Below are 15,683 nucleotides of genomic sequence, written 5' to 3' on the forward strand. Positions count from 1 at the left end.
CCACCCCCCCATGCTGAAAGAGGAACGACGATGAAACCTGTAGCCCTGTCCCCGCAGTCCCGCGAGGCCGCGCTCGACGCGATGGAGGCGTCGACGCTCGACGTCCTGGTCATCGGCGGTGGTGTCGTCGGCGGTGGTGCCGCCCTCGACGCGATCACCCGGGGGCTGACGGTCGGACTGGTCGAGGCGCGTGACCTCGCGTCCGGCACCTCGAGTCGCTCCAGCAAGCTCATGCACGGGGGGTTGCGCTACCTGGAGATGCTCGACTTCCGGCTGGTCGCCGAGGCGCTCAAGGAGCGCGGGCTCAACCTGCAGAAGCTCGCACCGCACCTGGTGCACAAGATCCCGTTCCTCTACCCGTTGCAGCACCGGGTCTGGGAACGCTTCTACGCAGGTTCCGGCGTCGCGCTCTACGACGCGATGAGCAAGGCGTCCGGCTACGGCGCGGGGGTGCCGCTGCACCGCCACCTGACGCGTCGCGGTGCCCGTCGCATCGCCCCGTCCTTGCGCAAGGACGCCCTCGTCGGTGCGCTGCAGTACTACGACGCGCAGGTCGACGACGCGCGCCACACCATGTTCCTGTCCCGGACGGCCGCCGCGTACGGAGCGCACGTCGCGAGCCGCACGCGCGTGACGTCCCTGGTGAAGGAGGCCGGACGGGTCGTGGGCGCCGAGGTGGTCGACCTCGAGTCGGGGCGCACCTTGACGATCCGCGCCCGCCAGGTCGTCAACGCGACCGGCGTCTGGACCGACGAGACCCAGTCGTTCGCGGGGGAGCGCGGCCAGTTCCACGTCCGCGCCAGCAAGGGCGTGCACCTGGTCGTCCCGCGTGATCGCATCCGCAGCGAGTCGGGGATGATCCTGCGCACCGAGAAGTCGGTGCTGTTCGTCATCCCGTGGGGTCGGCACTGGATCATCGGGACGACCGACACCGACTGGTCGCTGTCCAAGGACCACCCGGCCGCGAGCCGCAGCGACATCGACTACCTGCTCGACCACGTCAACCGCGTGCTGGTCGAGCCGCTGACCCACGACGACGTCGAGGGCGTCTACGCGGGCCTGCGTCCCCTGCTGCACGGGGAGGACGAGGCCACCAGCAAGCTCTCACGCGAGCACGCGGTCAGCGTCGCGGCGCCGGGCCTCGTCGTGGTCGCGGGCGGCAAGTACACGACGTACCGGATCATGGCCAAGGACGTCATCGACCAGGCGGTGCACGGGCTGTCGACCCAGCTGGACCGTCACGTGCCGGAGTCCGTCACCGAGGACGTCCCGCTGCTGGGCGCCGACGGCTACGAGGCCCTCGTCAACCAGCGGCACATCCTCGCGCGGGACAGCGGCCTGCACGAGGAGCGGATCGGGCACCTGCTCGGTCGCTACGGATCGCTGGTCCACGAGCTCCTGGCTCTGGTGGCGGACGACCCCGACCTCGGGCTGCCGCTCGAGGGCACGACCGACTACCTGCGGGTCGAGGTCGTCTACGCCGCCTCGCACGAGGGCGCTCGGCACCTCGACGACGTCCTGACCCGCCGGACCCGCATCTCGTTCGAGGAGTTCGACCGGGGGACGGGGGCGGCGCCGATGGTGGCCGACCTGATGGGTGGCGTGCTCGGCTGGGACGACGCGCAGCGGGCCAGGGAGGTCGAGCACTACGTCAAGCGGGTCGAGGCCGAGCGGGAGAGCCAGACGATGCCCGACGACGAGACCGCGGACGCGGCACGGATGGGAGCGGCCGACGTCGTCCCGGTGTCGGTGAAGGACTGACCGGCTCCGTTCCAGGTGTACCGGCCAGCCGGTACACAACCGTAACATCGAGACGTTATCCTCCTCGTGACGCCGGTCACACGTCGGCGCCCCAGTCCCGTCGGGTGGGAACCACCCGGCCAGAGGAGGAACGATGGCACGCATCATCAACCAGGTCGCCGTGTTCGGTCTCGGGAAGGTCGGCGAGCTCGTCGCCGACCTGCTCGGCGAGTCCGGCTTCAAGGTCGTCGGCTACGACGCCGCTCCGCGCGACGACCTCGCGTTCGAGGTGAAGGCGCTCGACGTCAGGGACGCCGCGGGCCTGCGGGAGTCGCTCCGTGCTGTCGACGCCGTGGTCTCGTGCCTGCCGTTCCACCTCAACATCGACGTGGCCGAGGCCGCCCACGACGCGAAGGTGCACTACTTCGACCTCACGGAGGACGTGCCCACCACCAACCGGGTCATCGAGCTCGCCTCCGACCAGGCCACCACGGCGTTCGCGCCGCAGTGCGGCCTCGCGCCGGGCCTCATCGGCATCATCGGCGCCTCGATCGCCAAGACCTTCGACGAGCTCCGCTCGATCGAGCTCAAGGTCGGGGCGCTGCCGCAGAACCCGACCGGCCTGCTCGGCTACGCGATCAACTGGTCGCCCGAGGGCGTCGTCAACGAGTACCTCAACGACTGCGAGGTGCTGCGCCAGGGACACCGCCAGATGGTGCCGGCCATGACCGAGAAGGAGCGGGTCCTCATCGCCGGCATCGAGCTCGAGGCCGCGCTGACGTCCGGCGGCCTCGGCACGATGTGTGAGACGTACGAGGGCCGCGTCAGCCGTCTGGACTACAAGACGCTGCGCTACCCCGGGCACTTCGACCAGATGCACTTCCTGTTCGACGAGCTCAACCTGCGCGAGCGGCGCGACCTCGTCGGCCAGATGCTGGTCGACTCCAAGCCGCCGGTCAACGACGACGTGGTCTACATCCACGCCGCGGTCGAGGGGGTCAAGACCGGCAAGCCGTTCCGCGAGAACCACGTGCGTGCGTACAAGCCGCTGGACATCTCCGGGCGCACGTGGCGGGCGATCTCCTGGACGACGGCCGCCTCCGCGGTGAGCGTCGTGGAGCTGGTCGCGGACGGCACGCTGCCTGCGGCAGGATTCATCAAGCAGGAGGACATCACGCTGGAGGCGTTGTTCTCGACTCAGGCCGGCCGGCACTTCGCCGAGCAGGGAAAGGTGTGAACCAGTGACGGACATCGCGACACGTACGCAGGACATCCTCGAGCGCCTCGGGGCGGGTGACCCGTTCACCCCCGACGGCGACCTGGTGAGCCGCTCGCCGATCGACGGCAGCGAGCTCGGGCGGCTCCGCTCGCACACCGCGGCCGAGGCGTCCGACGTCATCGGGCGCGCCCAGCAGGCGTTCGAGCAGTGGCGGACCGTGCCGGCCCCGGTGCGCGGGCAGTACGTCCGGGAGCTGGGCAACCTGCTGCGCGAGCACAAGGACGACCTCGGCGCCCTGGTCTCGATCGAGGCGGGCAAGATCGTCTCGGAGGGCCTTGGCGAGGTGCAGGAGATGATCGACATCTGCGACCTGGCCGTCGGCCTGTCGCGCCAGCTGCACGGCCTGACGATCGCGACCGAGCGCCCGGGCCACCGGATGATGGAGCAGTGGCACCCGCTGGGCGTCGTCGGCGTCATCTCGGCGTTCAACTTCCCGGTCGCGGTCTGGTCGTGGAACGCAGCGCTGGCCTTCGTCTGCGGCGACGCCGTGGTGTGGAAGCCGTCGGAGAAGACCTTGCTGACGGCACTGGCCTGCCAGGCCCTGGCCGCCGAGGCGGGCCGCCGCGCGGGCGTGCCGGAGGGATTGTCGGCGGTCCTCGTGGGCGACCGCACGGTCGGCGAGGTCCTGGTCGACGACCCGCGCGTCCCGCTGGTCTCCGCGACCGGCTCGACCCGCATGGGCAAGGAGGTCGCCCCGCGCGTGGCGGCCAGGCTGGGACGCTCGCTGCTGGAGCTGGGCGGCAACAACGCCGCGATCGTCGCGCCCTCGGCGGACCTCGAGCTCGCGGTGCGCGGCATCGTCTTCTCGGCGGTCGGCACGGCCGGCCAGCGGTGCACGTCGCTGCGGCGGGTGATCGTGCACGAGTCGATCAAGGACGACCTCGTGGCCCGGCTGAAGGCCGCGTACGAGACGCTCTCGATCGGATCGCCGCTGGAGTCCTCGACGCTCGTCGGACCGCTGATCGACGAGAGCGCGTACGCCGGGTTCGAGAAGGCCGTCGCCCAGGCGCAGTCCGACGGTGGTGAGCTGGTGACCGGAGGCACGCAGGCCGAGGTCGAGGGCGACGGGTTCTATGTCCGTCCGGCGATCATCGACATGCCCAAGCAGAGCGACATCGTGAAGGCCGAGACGTTCGCCCCGCTGCTGTACGTCCTGACGTACACCGAGCTCGACGAGGCGCTGGCCCTGCACAACGAGGTCGCCCAGGGGCTCTCGTCCGCGATCTTCACGCTCGACGTCCGCGAGGCCGAGACGTTCATGTCCGTCGTCGGGTCCGACTGCGGCATCGCCAACGTCAACATCGGCACGTCCGGTGCGGAGATCGGCGGTGCGTTCGGTGGCGAGAAGGAGACCGGCGGCGGCCGTGAGTCCGGTTCGGACGCCTGGCGCTCGTACATGCGGCGGGCGACCAACACGGTCAACTACTCGACCGAGCTCCCGCTGGCCCAGGGCGTGGAGTTCGGGTGAGCGGGTCGGCGTCGTCGACGGGGCGCGTCTCCGCCACGTGGCTGCGCGCGAGCTTCGCGCGGAGCCTGTCGGAGCTCTACGGGTCGGAGGTGCCGGCCTACACGACCCTCGTCGAGGTGTCGGAGCAGGTCAACGCCGACGTCCTGGCGTCCCGCGACGACGCCGAGCGGCTCGGGACGATCGAGCGGGTCACGGCCGAGCGGCACGGCGCCATCCGGCTCGGGACGGCCGAGGAGATGGCCCAGGTGGCGCGCATCTTCGGCGCGTGCGGGATGTACCCCGTGGGGTTCTACGACCTGCGCGAGGCGAGCCCGGCGATCCCGGTCGTCTCGACCGCGTTCCGTCCGCTCGATCGTGACGAGCTGGCCGCCAACCCGTTCCGGGTGTTCACCTCGATGCTCGTGGTGGACGACCGGCGGTTCTTCGACGAGGGGCTGGAGGCCGAGCTGCGGGCGTTCCTGGCCGAGCGCGTCCTCTTCCCGGAGGAGCTGCTCGCGCTCGCCGACCGGGCCGAGGCGGAGCAGGGGCTGACTCGGGACGAGGGTGACCGCTTCATCGAGCTGGCCACCGCGGCGTTCGCGCTGTCGCCCGATCCAGTCGACCGTGATTGGTACGCCCGGCTCGAGGCGATCTCGAGCGTCGCTGCCGACATCGGCGGCGTCGCCTCGACCCACATCAACCACCTGACGCCGCGGGTGCTCGACATCGACGACCTGTATGCGCGCATGACAGAGCGCGGGATCGAGATGATCGACCGGATTCAAGGCCCGCCGCGCACCGACAAGCCGGACGTCCTGCTGCGCCAGACCTCGTTCCGGGCGCTGGCGGAGCCGCGGACGTTCACGGACGCCGACGGCTCGTTGTCGACCGGGCAGCTGTCGGTCCGTTTCGGTGAGGTCGAGGCCCGCGGGGTGGCGCTGACGCCGAAGGGCCGGAACCTGTACGACACGCACGGCATCGACGCGTTCCCCGAGACGGAGGAGGAGCTGGACGCCCAGGACCTCGCCTACTACGTGCGGGACGCGGCCGGGGGGCTGGCGCCCATCGTCTACGAGGACTTCCTGCCGAAGTCGGCCGCGGGCATCTTCGCGTCCAACCTCACCAGCGACGGCAGCGTCGACGCCACCCGCGAGGGTGCTGCGCGGGACGCCACGTGGCTGCAGGCCGTCCTCCGTCGTGAGCTCCACGACCCGTACGCCCTCTACGACGCCGAGCGCTCCGCCGGGGCGGTGCGCTAGCCGCCGGCGCACCGGGCCGGGGTCAGCACCAGATCGCGGGGGAGGGCTGGTCCCGGGGCTCCGGCGGCAGCCGTTCGGCCTCGCCCCGGACGAGCCGCCGCGCGGTCCACGCCGTCGCGGCGGCATCGAGGACGTCGTCGACCGCGACGCCCCGTCGCGGCTTGGCCACCACGTCCAGGCCGTGGTCGGCGAGCAGGCGCCTGCGGTGCGCCTCGCCGGCCGGGGTCGTCTTGCCGTCGACGAGGACCCCGCCGTTCATGGCTGCGAAGCAGACCTCGGGGTGTGCCTCGACCACCCGCACCGCAGGCCGGGTCGCGAGCCACTCGTGGACGTCCCGGATCTTGGGCACGAGGTACCAGGTCTGCTTGCTCAGCCCGAGCCCCAGCGCGGCACGGTTCGCGGCGTTCGCCGCGTGGTAGTCCGGCTGGTCGAGCACGGTCAGGGCCGGCGCGTTGAACACCGTGGACGCGCGGCCCGGCAGCCGTCCGCGGGCGAGCTTCTCCGCGGTGCGTGGCGCGTCGGACGGCAGCTCGATGGGGATGTCGATCGCGACCGCCTCGACGTCGCCTGCCGCGGCCACGAGGTCGGCGATCGTCGGGGCGACCAGCACCTCGGTCGCGCCGTCGCCCCACAGGACCCCGACCCAGCCGTGCCTGCATCCGTCCACCCCGAGCACCACCATGTGCCTGATCCTGCCAGTGGATTCTGTCAGCGGCCGGGTGGACAGTGGTGCCATGAGCAACGACGTCCAGATCACCTTCGACTGCGCCGACCCGGCAGCGCTCGCTGCGTTCTGGGCCGAGGTGCTCGACTACGAGCGACAGGCCCCGCCCGAGGGCTTCGACACCTGGGAGGCCGCGCTCGCGGCGTTCGGGGTCCCCGAGAGCGAGTGGAACAGCCGTGACGCGATCGTCCCCAAGGACGGCGACGGTCCCCGCCTGTTCTTCCAGCAGGTCCCCGAGGGCAAGACGGCCAAGAACCGCGTCCACCTCGACATCCGCGTCGTGCCGGGGCTCGAGGGGGACGAGCGCATGGCGGCGCTGGAGGCCGAGGCCGACCGTCTCGGGGCGCTCGGCGCGACCCGTGCCTACCGCGTCGACCCCGCCCCGCCGATGGAGGTCGGGTTCCTCACGATGCACGATCCCGAGGGCAACGAGTTCTGCCTCGACTGACCAGCGGCGAGCCGGGGTCGTGGTGTCATCCCCGCACGGCACAATGGACGGGTGAGCCTCTACCGCGACACCGGCATCGTGCTGCGGGTCCACAAGCTGGGTGAAGCCGATCGCATCATCACGCTGCTGACCCGCCAGCGCGGTCTCGTGCGCGCCGTGGCCAAGGGCGTCCGCAAGACCACGTCTCGCTTCGGCGGCCGCCTGGAGCCGTTCATGCACGTCGACCTGCAGCTGGCCGAGGGCCGGTCGCTCGACATCATCACGCAGGCCGAGACGATCAACGCCTTCGCGCGTGACCTGGGTGCGGACTACGCGGCGTACACCGCAGGCACCGCGATGCTCGAGACCGCCGAGCGGCTGGTCCAGGAGGACGGCGAACCGGCGACCGCGCAGCTGCAGCTGCTGACCGGCGCGCTGCGCGCCCTCACCGAGAACCGCATGACCCCCAGCCTGATCCTCGACTCCTACCAGCTGCGCGCGCTGTCGATCGCGGGCTACGCCCCGACGTTCGACGGCTGCGCCCGCTGCGGCGAGGAGGGTCCGCACCGCAACTTCCATGCCCCGTCCGGCGGCATGCTGTGCGACGGCTGCCGGGTCACCGGCTCGGCCGCGCCGTCACCGTTCACCGTCACGCTCCTCGCCGGGCTGCTGAGCGGGGACTGGGCCACGGTCGGCACGTCCGACGACCGCTCGCGCCGCGAGGCCAGCAGCATCATCAGCGCCTACCTGTCCTGGCACCTCGAGCGCGGCCTGCGCTCGCTGAGCCACGTGGACCGGTGAAGCGGCAGGTCCGCCGGCCCGTGCCGCACCCCTCGGGTGCCACGCCGCCGAGCATCCCGATCGAGCAGGTCCCGCGTCACGTCGCGATCGTCATGGACGGCAACGGACGCTGGGCCAAGCAGCGCGGCCTGCCCCGCACCGCGGGCCACGAGATGGGCGAGGCCGCACTGTTCGACGTCGTGGAGGGCGCGATCGAGATCGGCGTCAAGGCCATCTCGGCCTATGCGTTCTCGACCGAGAACTGGAAGCGGTCACCCGACGAGGTGCGGTTCCTCATGGGCTTCAACCGCGACGTCATCCGCCGCCGGCGTGACGAGATGCACGAGCTCGGCGTCCGGGTGCGATGGGCCGGCCGGCGTCCGCGCCTGTGGCGCAGCGTCATCAAGGAGCTCGAGACCGCCGAGGAGCTGACCCGCGACAATGACGTCCTGACGCTGACGATGTGCGTCAACTACGGCGGACGTGCGGAGATCGCCGACGCCGCCGCCGCGCTGGCCCGAGACGTCGCGGCCGGCCGGGTCAACCCCGACAAGATCAACGAGAAGCTGTTCGCCCGCTACCTCGACGAGCCCGACATGGAGGACGTCGACCTGTTCTGGCGCACGTCGGGGGAGCAGCGCACCAGCAACTTCCTGCTGTGGCAGTCGGCGTACGCCGAGATGGTGTTCAGCGACATCGCCTGGCCCGACGTCGACCGCCGCGCCCTGTGGACCGCGATCGAGGAGTACGCCGCGCGCAACCGCCGCTACGGCAGCGCCTGACCGCCCGCGGTTTCCCAGGAGAACCCCGGAACCTGACGCCGCACCCACGTCGCGACAGGGGTGTCGAGACAGGAACGGGGGATCTCCTGGGAAACTGCGGCCGGGACCCTACGGACGGGGCGCGGCCGCCGACCAGGTCGCCGAGCCGTCCAGCACGTCGGTGATCATCGAGCGGAAGTGCGGGCACCGGGTGATGTCGTGGGCCTCGCACTCGAACGCGTGCACGGTCATCGCGCGCGACAGCCGCATCTCCTCCATCCGGCGGTCGAGGTCGGCGAGATGCTCCTGCAGCACGGCGTGGCGCTTCGGCCCGTGGTCGTCGTCGAGCAGCACCCCGATCTGGTCGAGGCTCATGCCTGCCGCCTTCGAGCGCAGGATCACGGCGATGCGCACCAGGTCGTCGTCGCCGTAGAGCCGGCGGTCCGCACTGTTGCGCTCGGGACGGAGCAGACCGAGGTCCTCCCAGTGCCGCAGCACGTGCGTCGCGAGGCCGAAACGCGCCGCTGCGGCGCCGATGGAGAGAGGACTTGACTTCATGTTGACCTGAACTTACACGATGGGTCCCACGACCCATCGAAGGAGAACCATGTACGACACCATCGTCATCGGCGGCGGACCGGCCGGTCTGCAGTCCGCCCTCACCCTCGGCCGGATGCACCGCTCGGTGCTGCTGCTCGACTCCGGCAACTACCGCAACGGCACGGTCGAGCACATGCAGAACGTCATCACCCACGACGGCCGGGACCCCGCCGAGCTGCGGCTCCTCGCCCGCAAGGACATCGCGGCGTACGCGACGGTCGAGATGCGCGAGGCGTCGGCGGACATCGTGCGCCAGGCCGAGGACGGCTTCGAGGTCGTCGTCGGTGACGAGGTCCTGGCGAGCCGGACGATCATCCTGGCGACCGGCGTGCGCGACACGCTCCCGGACGTCCCCGGGGTCGCCGAGGCGTGGGGCAAGGAGATCGCGTCCTGCCCGTTCTGCCACGGTCACGAGCTCGCGGCCGGCCGGGTCGCCCTGCTCGGCGCCGGGCCGCAGAGCGCGCACCTGGCGTCGCTGCTGGCGGGGCTCGGTGGCGAGCTCGTCGTGCTGGCGGACGGTGTCGAGCCCGACGCGGAGGTCGCGGCCACGCTGGAGCGACTGGCGGTCCCGGTCCGTCCGGAGAAGGTCCACCACGTGGAGCGGGTCGCGGACGGGCTCCGCGTCCACCTCGACGCAGGACAGCCCCTCGATGTCCGTGGCATGTTCGTGGCGACGCAGATGACGCAGTCGGCCCCGTTCGGCGAGCAGCTCGGCCTCGACCTGCTGCCGTCCGGCTGCGTCGAGATCGACGCGACCGGCCGGACGAGCCTCCCCGGGGTGTTCGCTGCCGGCGACATGGCGCACGTCGCCGCGCTGCCCGGACCGATGCCGTCGGTCGCCGGAGCCATCTCCGCAGGACTCGTCGCCGGCGCCGTGTGCCACATGGAGCTCGCCCAGCACGGCTGACGCGCCAGGGCCCCGCGGTGTTGCTACTGTCGCTCGGCATGAGACGCGTGACGGTGTACGTCCTCGGGGTCCTGCTGCTGGTCAGCGCGTGTGGGTCGTCGGACGGTGGCGGCGACGGGGCCAAGGGTGACGGGGGCGAGAAGATGTCGTACGAGTCCGTGAAGTCGTCCGTCGACGACCTGGTGTCGAAGATCCTGCCCGAGCTGGCCACGACGTTCAAGGGCGAGTTCCCCGCGGTGCGGGGCGGTTTCAACGAGTGCGGCGTCGGTCCCCAGTTCCAGAAGTACTCGGTGCGCGGCGAGCTGCACGCGGCGGTCGAGGACGACGCGAAGGCGGCCGAGATGATCCGCGGAGTCCTGGCCGACGCGGGCCTCGACGTGACGATCGATGACGACCAGACCGTGGTCGCGACGCAGGGCGAGACCCGGGTCGTCATGGGTCCCGCCATGGGTCGCCCGGTGGGCGGGGTCACGATCCTCCCGCTGGCCATCGACTCCGAGTGCCAGACCTACAACGGCTCAGACGCGGACGCGATGCGAGAGGTGCCGCCCAACGACTACGGAAGCCCGGTCACCGGGACGTCCTGAATCATCGACCGTGGCGCCGACAGGCTGTTACGGTCTGCTCATGAGACGCGCCGACGACGGCGTCCTCGGGGGAGAGCCGTTCTTCCGGGTCCTGCGCGAGCAGCACCCGGATGTCGACCTGGTGATCCTTCCCCCGGTCGACGCCCCCCAGCCCGACCTGCCCCTGGCCCCGGCGGAGGACGTCGCCACGACCGTCCGTGCCGCCCGGTCGGCGTTGGACGGCCTGCTGGAGGCCGTCGGCCACCCGGAGACCGATGCCCGGCACGAGGCATGGCGCTTCGAGGACTCGGCGTTCGTCCGGACGTTCATCGTCCGCGCATCCCTGCGGGGTCTGCCCGACGACGAGGCGATCCCGCTCCTGCGTCGCATCGGTGACACGCTCCTGGCCCGGGGCTGGGACGCCCGTGCCGTCGTGGACCGGCCGGCAGAGATCCTCGCCAGTGACGGTCGCCATCTGCTCGACGTCGAGGTCGTGGCCGGGTCGATCGACCTCCGGCTGGAGTCGATGAGCCTTGCCGCGGCGCCGGAGACGATCGACGCCGTCACGGAGGCCCTGCGATGAACTTCCTCGTGTGGACCGCCGCCCTCAGCGGCGCGGCCGACGGCTGGGACGCCCAGGCCGAGGCCCTGACCCAGGCGCAGTCCAGCCTCAACAAGGTGGACGCCGCCGTGCTGGGCGGCCGCGTGTCGGGTGCGGCGACGGCATTCCTGGAGACCTGGCGCACCGAGCTGAAGGACCGGATCGCCGAGGCACAGGCGCACGCGGACGCCCTGCGCTCCAGCGCGAGCAGCTATCAGCGTGCGGACGACTCGGCCGTCCAGAAGCTGCAGCAGCTGCTGCCGTGGGACGATCGCGGCCTCGAGCCCGGGCCCCCGTCGCCGTACTTCCCCGGGAACTCGCCGTTCGGGGCGGCGCCCCGATGACCGTCCGCATCCCTGACCAGGTGGCCGTCATCCCCGAGATGGAGGCCGACCAGGGCGCCAAGGCGGTCACCGACCAGCTGCGTGCCACGGCGACCAAGACGGCGGACGTCGGCTCCTGGACCGCTGAGAACGGCGCTCCGGAGGGATGGTCCGGAGATGCGTCGGCGGCCGCCAACCACGCCATGACGACGTTCAACGCCGCGGTCGACGCCGTCACCGCGGCCTTCACGACGGTCGCGGCCGCCTGTGACGAGTACGTCTCCAGGCTCGCGGTGCTGGCCCGCCGGCGGCTGGACATGATGGAGACCCGCGCCGGGATCAACATCGACATCCAGACGCTCGTCGACCTCGTGCATGCCTCCGACGTCGAGGACGAGCCCCAGCTCCAGCAGCGGGCTGACGCGATCGCGGCCCGCGTGGCCCGGCTCGACGAGCGGCGCGTCGCGTGGGAGGACGAGGTCGCGGCGAACGAGGACACTCTGGTCGCGGCCTTCCGGTCCGCCGACAGTGTGGGGGAGGCTCGTGCGCTCAGCCACGCGCCGGGCCAGCCCGACGCCGACAAGCTCCGTCACGAGCTCGAGCAGAGGAACGGCGACCCGAAGGCGATCAACGCCTGGTGGATGGCGCTGACGCCCGCCGAGCGCGAGGCTCTGAAGATCGACAGCCCCGACCTGGTCGGCAACACCGACGGCATCCCGGTCGGCGATCGGGACGAGGCCAACCGTGCGTCGATGACCCGTGACCTCGATCGGCTCCAGGCGCTGGCGAAGGAGCGAGAGCTGACGCCCGAGGAGCAACAGATGCTCAAGAACGCCCAGGGCGCCCGCGATGCTCTCGACAAGGGCGACACCATCACCGACCCGTCCACGGGTCTGCCGGTCGACAGCAACCTCATGCTCTACCAGCCGAACGCGATCCACGGCGACGGAGCCGCCGCCGTGGCGTACGGCGCCCCCGAGACAGCCGACAACACCTCGGTGATCGTCCCCGGCATCATGAACACGGGGGCCTCGCTCGGCTCGAACGGCGAGAGCGCGCTCGACGTGTTGACCCAGGCATACAAGACGGCCCCCGGTGATTCCCACGCGACGATCGCATGGATCGGCTACGACTCGCCCGACTTCGACATGGACCAGCTCAAGGACCCGGTCAACGCCGCGGACATGGCGAACGTGAGCAACGAGCGGTTCGCCGAGGAGGGCGGCAAGCGCCTGTCGGACTTCGTTGACGGCCTGCGCGCCTCCGACACCGGCTCCGACTCGCACCTCACCGTCATCGGGCACAGCTACGGGTCCACGACCGCCGCGCACGCGGCGCACGACGGTCTCGCGGCCGACGACCTGGTGCTGCTCGGCAGCCCGGGGGCCGGCGGCGACGCGCACGACGTGAGTGACCTCAACATGGGCGACGGCCACGTCTACGTCGGGTCGCGCGACAACGACCCCGTCACCTGGTTGGGCGGCGAGGGCCGGCTCGGTCTGGGCGAGGACCCCTCCCAGGCGTCATTCGGCGCGACTCGGATCGACGTCGGTGACGGTGACACCTTCCACGTCGAGGACTTCGGCCAGGGCTTGAAGAACCACACCACGTACTTCGAGCCGGGCAGCGAGTCCCTCAAGGACGTCGTCGACGTCACCGTCGGACATGACCCTGACGTCATCGACGGTCGCGACCAGGCGGCGCGCGACTACCTGAAGGACTACGCCAAGGACGAGGCGGCCCACTACGGCAACCAGGCGTACGACACGTACGTCGATCCGGTGGTCGACGGGGCCCGCGACGTCCTCGACACCGCGGGCGACGTGCTCGAGCACACCGGACGTCTGCTCAGCCCGCCCATCCCGACGTTCGGCGGCCTGTTCCGCTGACCGTCCGGTGGCCGGGGTCTTCCGCCGATGGGCACGTCGCCCAACAGCGATAGGCTGGGCCATATGCGCATCGCCAGATTTGCCGGGGACGACGATCCTCGTTTCGGAGTCATCGGGGACGACAACGGAGTCCCCACCATCGCTGTCCTGAACGGCGATCCGCTCTACGCCGGGCTCAACCTCAGCGGACAGAAGATCCCGCTGGCGGACGTCCGCCTGCTGGCGCCGGTCATCCCGCGCAGCAAGGTCGTGTGCGTGGGCAAGAACTACGCCAAGCACGCCGCCGAGATGGGCGGGGAGGTGCCCGAGGAGCCGCTGATCTTCCTCAAGCCCAACACGAGCGTCATCGGCCCGGGCGATCCGATCTTCTACCCCGAGCAGAGCAGCAACGTGCACTTCGAGGGTGAGCTCGCGGTCGTCATCGGCCGCATCTGCAAGGACGTGTCCGTCGAGGACGCGCCCAAGGTGATCTTCGGCTACACCGTCGCCAACGACGTCACGGCCCGCGACCTGCAGGCCAAGGACGGCCAGTGGGCGCGCGCCAAGGGCTTCGACACGTTCTGCCCGCTCGGCCCCTGGATCGAGACCGACTTCGATCCCTCGAACGTCCGCGTGACGACCGAGCTCGGTGGCGAGCTGAAGCAGGACGGGCGCACGTCCGACATGGTCTTCACCGTGCCGGACGTCATCGCCTACGTGTCGTCGTTCATGACGCTCCTGCCCGGCGACGTGATTCTCACCGGCACCCCTGAGGGTGTCGGTCCCATGGAGGTCGGCGACTCGGTCAGCGTGACCGTCGAAGGCCTCGGAACTCTGACGAACTCGGTGGTGTCCCGCAATGACTGACCTGTCCGCAACCTCGACCGGCACGCGACCCGTCGTCGCCCGCTTCTGCCCGTCCCCGACGGGCAACCCGCACGTGGGCATGGCTCGCACGGCGCTGTTCAGCTGGGCGTTCGCGCGCCACCACGGCGGCACGTTCGTGTTCCGCATCGAGGACACCGACACCTCGCGCGACAACGAGGAGTCCTACCGGCTCCTGGTCGAGGTCATGAAGTGGCTCGGCCTGGACTGGGACGAGGGGCCCGAGGTCGGCGGACCGCACGGACCGTACCGCCAGTCCGAGCGCATGGGCATCTACGCCGACGTCGCCCAGCAGCTGCTCGACGCGGGCTTCGCCTACAAGGCGTACGACACCGCGGAGGAGCTGGAGCAGCGCCGCAACGCCGCCCGCGCAGCCGGCAAGCCGAGCGGGTACGACGGCCTGCACCGCGACCTCACGCCCGAGCAGCAGGCGGCGTACGAGGCGGAGGGACGCGAGCCGGTCATCCGGTTCAAGATGCCCGAGCGCACCTACACGTTCACCGACCTCGTGCGCGGCGAGATCACGTTCGACTCGGCCAACGTGCAGGACTACGTCCTCGTGCGGGCCAACGGCCAGCCGCTGTACACGCTGACCAACCCCACCGACGACGCCATGATGGGCATCACCCACGTGCTGCGCGGCGAGGACCTCCTGAGCTCGACCCCGCGGCAGATCGCGTTGTACGAGGCGTTCGCGGAGATCGGCATCGGCGGCGGCTTCACGCCCGAGTTCGGCCACCTGCCGTTCGTGATGGGGGAGGGCAACCGCAAGCTGTCCAAGCGCGACCCGGAGTCCAACCTGCTGGACTACAAGCCGAAGGGCTTCCTGCCCGAGGGCCTGCTCAACTACATGGCCCTCCTGGGCTGGTCGATCGCCGAGGACCGCGACGTGTTCTCGCTCGAGGAGATGGTGGAGGTCTTCGACATCGGTCGGGTCAACCCCAACCCCGCCCGCTTCGACATCAAGAAGGCCGAGGCCATCAACGGCTCGCACGTGCGCCTGCTGACCGACGAGCAGCTGTGCGAGCGCCTGACGCCGTACTTCCAGGAGGCCGGACTGATCGACCAGACGCCGACCGTGGCACAGCTGGGCGTCCTGGCCGCCGCGACGCCGCTCGTCCACGAGCGGATCACGCTGCTCACCGAGGCCGTCGACATGCTGCGCTTCCTCTTCGTCTCCGACGACGAGTTCGCGGTCGACGAGGCCGACGCGGCCAAGAACCTCGACGCGTCGGGTCTCGACGTCGTCCGCGCCGCCCGTGACGCCCTCGACGCGATCCCGGGGACCGCCGAGTGGACCACCGCGACGATCGAGGGCGCTCTTCGCACGACCCTGATCGACGGCCTGGGGCTCAAGCCGCGCCTGGCGTTCGGGCCGGTTCGCGTTGCGGTCACGGGAAGTCGCATCTCCCCGCCGCTGTTCGAGTCGCTCGAGCTGCTGGGTCACCGCAAGACCATCGCGCGCCTGGATGCCGCCTTGGGGTGAACCCGGTTTGAGTGCCGGGAGGTGCGTCGG

At 70.8% G+C, this 15,683-nt stretch carries 16 protein-coding genes; 14 read left to right on the plus strand and 2 right to left on the minus strand.

Features of this window, described 5'->3' with window-relative positions; all coding sequences use genetic code 11:
* Positions 1 to 30: 30 nt before the first annotated feature.
* The 4 genes from C3E78_RS06035 (at position 31) to hglS (ending at position 5,725) form a co-directional block, all read left to right on the plus strand.
* Positions 31 to 1,761 carry a glycerol-3-phosphate dehydrogenase/oxidase gene (locus C3E78_RS06035; RefSeq protein ID WP_108577447.1) on the plus strand — a complete coding sequence of 577 codons (1,731 nt, stop codon included), beginning with the start codon at positions 31 to 33 and terminating at the stop codon, positions 1,759 to 1,761.
* Between the two features lie 133 nt (positions 1,762 to 1,894).
* Positions 1,895 to 2,977, plus strand: a complete 1,083-nt coding sequence (locus tag C3E78_RS06040; RefSeq protein WP_108577448.1) for a saccharopine dehydrogenase family protein — start codon at positions 1,895 to 1,897, stop codon at positions 2,975 to 2,977.
* 4 nt (positions 2,978 to 2,981) lie between these two features.
* Positions 2,982 to 4,487: an L-piperidine-6-carboxylate dehydrogenase gene (amaB, locus tag C3E78_RS06045; protein WP_108577449.1), complete on the plus strand. Its 1,506-nt coding sequence runs from the start codon at positions 2,982 to 2,984 to the stop codon at positions 4,485 to 4,487.
* Positions 4,484 to 5,725 carry a 2-oxoadipate dioxygenase/decarboxylase gene (gene hglS / locus C3E78_RS06050; protein WP_108577450.1) on the plus strand — a complete coding sequence of 414 codons (1,242 nt, stop codon included), beginning with the start codon at positions 4,484 to 4,486 and terminating at the stop codon, positions 5,723 to 5,725. The genes amaB and hglS overlap by 4 nt, the downstream gene beginning before the upstream one ends.
* A 22-nt stretch (positions 5,726 to 5,747) precedes the next feature.
* Here the strand turns inward: hglS and C3E78_RS06055 are convergent, their stop codons facing one another.
* Positions 5,748 to 6,407, minus strand: coding sequence for a DUF429 domain-containing protein (locus tag C3E78_RS06055; protein WP_159085826.1), 660 nt, complete (start codon positions 6,405 to 6,407; stop codon positions 5,748 to 5,750).
* 52 nt (positions 6,408 to 6,459) lie between these two features.
* Here C3E78_RS06055 and C3E78_RS06060 point away from each other — a divergent pair, with 52 nt between their 5' ends.
* Genes C3E78_RS06060 through C3E78_RS06070 form a run of 3 tightly spaced genes read left to right on the plus strand, consistent with a single transcriptional unit; the run spans position 6,460 to position 8,438 of the window.
* Complete coding sequence (locus C3E78_RS06060) at positions 6,460 to 6,897, plus strand: VOC family protein (RefSeq protein ID WP_108577452.1); 438 nt, start codon at positions 6,460 to 6,462, stop codon at positions 6,895 to 6,897.
* A 51-nt stretch (positions 6,898 to 6,948) separates the two neighbouring features.
* A complete protein-coding gene (recO, locus tag C3E78_RS06065) occupies positions 6,949 to 7,677 on the plus strand; it encodes a DNA repair protein RecO (RefSeq protein ID WP_108577453.1) in 729 nt (242 codons plus the stop codon).
* The gene (locus C3E78_RS06070) at positions 7,674 to 8,438 is read left to right on the plus strand and encodes an isoprenyl transferase (RefSeq protein WP_108577454.1); all 765 of its coding nucleotides are present in this window, start codon (positions 7,674 to 7,676) and stop codon (positions 8,436 to 8,438) included. Before recO ends, C3E78_RS06070 begins: the two co-directional genes overlap by 4 nt.
* 108 nt (positions 8,439 to 8,546) lie before the next feature.
* Here the strand turns inward: C3E78_RS06070 and C3E78_RS06075 are convergent, their stop codons facing one another.
* The gene (locus tag C3E78_RS06075; protein ID WP_108577455.1) at positions 8,547 to 8,975 is read right to left on the minus strand and encodes a MerR family transcriptional regulator; all 429 of its coding nucleotides are present in this window, start codon (positions 8,973 to 8,975) and stop codon (positions 8,547 to 8,549) included.
* A gap of 49 nt (positions 8,976 to 9,024) precedes the next feature.
* Between C3E78_RS06075 and C3E78_RS06080 the strand changes: the two genes are divergently transcribed.
* The 7 genes from C3E78_RS06080 to gltX all read left to right on the plus strand — a co-directional run bounded on the left by C3E78_RS06080 (position 9,025) and on the right by gltX (position 15,653).
* Complete coding sequence (locus tag C3E78_RS06080) at positions 9,025 to 9,924, plus strand: NAD(P)/FAD-dependent oxidoreductase (RefSeq protein WP_108577456.1); 900 nt, start codon at positions 9,025 to 9,027, stop codon at positions 9,922 to 9,924.
* A gap of 38 nt (positions 9,925 to 9,962) precedes the next feature.
* Positions 9,963 to 10,511, plus strand: coding sequence for a hypothetical protein (locus C3E78_RS06085; RefSeq protein ID WP_135804855.1), 549 nt, complete (start codon positions 9,963 to 9,965; stop codon positions 10,509 to 10,511).
* 40 nt (positions 10,512 to 10,551) lie between these two features.
* Positions 10,552 to 11,073: a hypothetical protein gene (locus tag C3E78_RS06090; RefSeq protein ID WP_108577458.1), complete on the plus strand. Its 522-nt coding sequence runs from the start codon at positions 10,552 to 10,554 to the stop codon at positions 11,071 to 11,073.
* Entirely contained in the window at positions 11,070 to 11,435 is a 366-nt protein-coding gene (locus C3E78_RS06095; RefSeq protein ID WP_108577459.1) for a WXG100 family type VII secretion target, read from the plus strand. Before C3E78_RS06090 ends, C3E78_RS06095 begins: the two co-directional genes overlap by 4 nt.
* Complete coding sequence (locus C3E78_RS06100) at positions 11,432 to 13,303, plus strand: alpha/beta hydrolase (RefSeq protein WP_108577460.1); 1,872 nt, start codon at positions 11,432 to 11,434, stop codon at positions 13,301 to 13,303. Before C3E78_RS06095 ends, C3E78_RS06100 begins: the two co-directional genes overlap by 4 nt.
* 63 nt (positions 13,304 to 13,366) lie before the next feature.
* Positions 13,367 to 14,149: a fumarylacetoacetate hydrolase family protein gene (locus C3E78_RS06105; protein WP_108577461.1), complete on the plus strand. Its 783-nt coding sequence runs from the start codon at positions 13,367 to 13,369 to the stop codon at positions 14,147 to 14,149.
* Positions 14,142 to 15,653: a glutamate--tRNA ligase gene (gltX, locus tag C3E78_RS06110; RefSeq protein WP_108577462.1), complete on the plus strand. Its 1,512-nt coding sequence runs from the start codon at positions 14,142 to 14,144 to the stop codon at positions 15,651 to 15,653. Before C3E78_RS06105 ends, gltX begins: the two co-directional genes overlap by 8 nt.
* The last annotated feature ends 30 nt before the right edge of the window (positions 15,654 to 15,683 follow it).

It is taken from the genome of Aeromicrobium chenweiae, from assembly GCF_003065605.1.
In the GTDB taxonomy this organism is placed as follows: Bacteria; Actinomycetota; Actinomycetes; order Propionibacteriales; family Nocardioidaceae; genus Aeromicrobium; species Aeromicrobium chenweiae.

Bases quoted from the DNA above. Each gene is read 5' to 3' on its own strand.
- C3E78_RS06035 (WP_108577447.1), top strand. From the start codon at position 31: ATGAAACCTGTAGCCCTGTCCCCGCAGTCCCGCGAGGCCGCGCTCGAC.
- C3E78_RS06040 (WP_108577448.1), top strand. From the start codon at position 1,895: ATGGCACGCATCATCAACCAGGTCGCCGTGTTCGGTCTCGGGAAGGTC.
- C3E78_RS06055 (WP_159085826.1), bottom strand. From the start codon at position 6,407: ATGGTGGTGCTCGGGGTGGACGGATGCAGGCACGGCTGGGTCGGGGTC.
- C3E78_RS06060 (WP_108577452.1), top strand. From the start codon at position 6,460: ATGAGCAACGACGTCCAGATCACCTTCGACTGCGCCGACCCGGCAGCG.
- C3E78_RS06075 (WP_108577455.1), bottom strand. From the start codon at position 8,975: ATGAAGTCAAGTCCTCTCTCCATCGGCGCCGCAGCGGCGCGTTTCGGC.
- C3E78_RS06080 (WP_108577456.1), top strand. From the start codon at position 9,025: ATGTACGACACCATCGTCATCGGCGGCGGACCGGCCGGTCTGCAGTCC.
- C3E78_RS06085 (WP_135804855.1), top strand. From the start codon at position 9,963: ATGAGACGCGTGACGGTGTACGTCCTCGGGGTCCTGCTGCTGGTCAGC.
- C3E78_RS06090 (WP_108577458.1), top strand. From the start codon at position 10,552: ATGAGACGCGCCGACGACGGCGTCCTCGGGGGAGAGCCGTTCTTCCGG.
- C3E78_RS06095 (WP_108577459.1), top strand. From the start codon at position 11,070: ATGAACTTCCTCGTGTGGACCGCCGCCCTCAGCGGCGCGGCCGACGGC.
- C3E78_RS06100 (WP_108577460.1), top strand. From the start codon at position 11,432: ATGACCGTCCGCATCCCTGACCAGGTGGCCGTCATCCCCGAGATGGAG.
- C3E78_RS06105 (WP_108577461.1), top strand. From the start codon at position 13,367: ATGCGCATCGCCAGATTTGCCGGGGACGACGATCCTCGTTTCGGAGTC.
- gltX (WP_108577462.1), top strand. From the start codon at position 14,142: ATGACTGACCTGTCCGCAACCTCGACCGGCACGCGACCCGTCGTCGCC.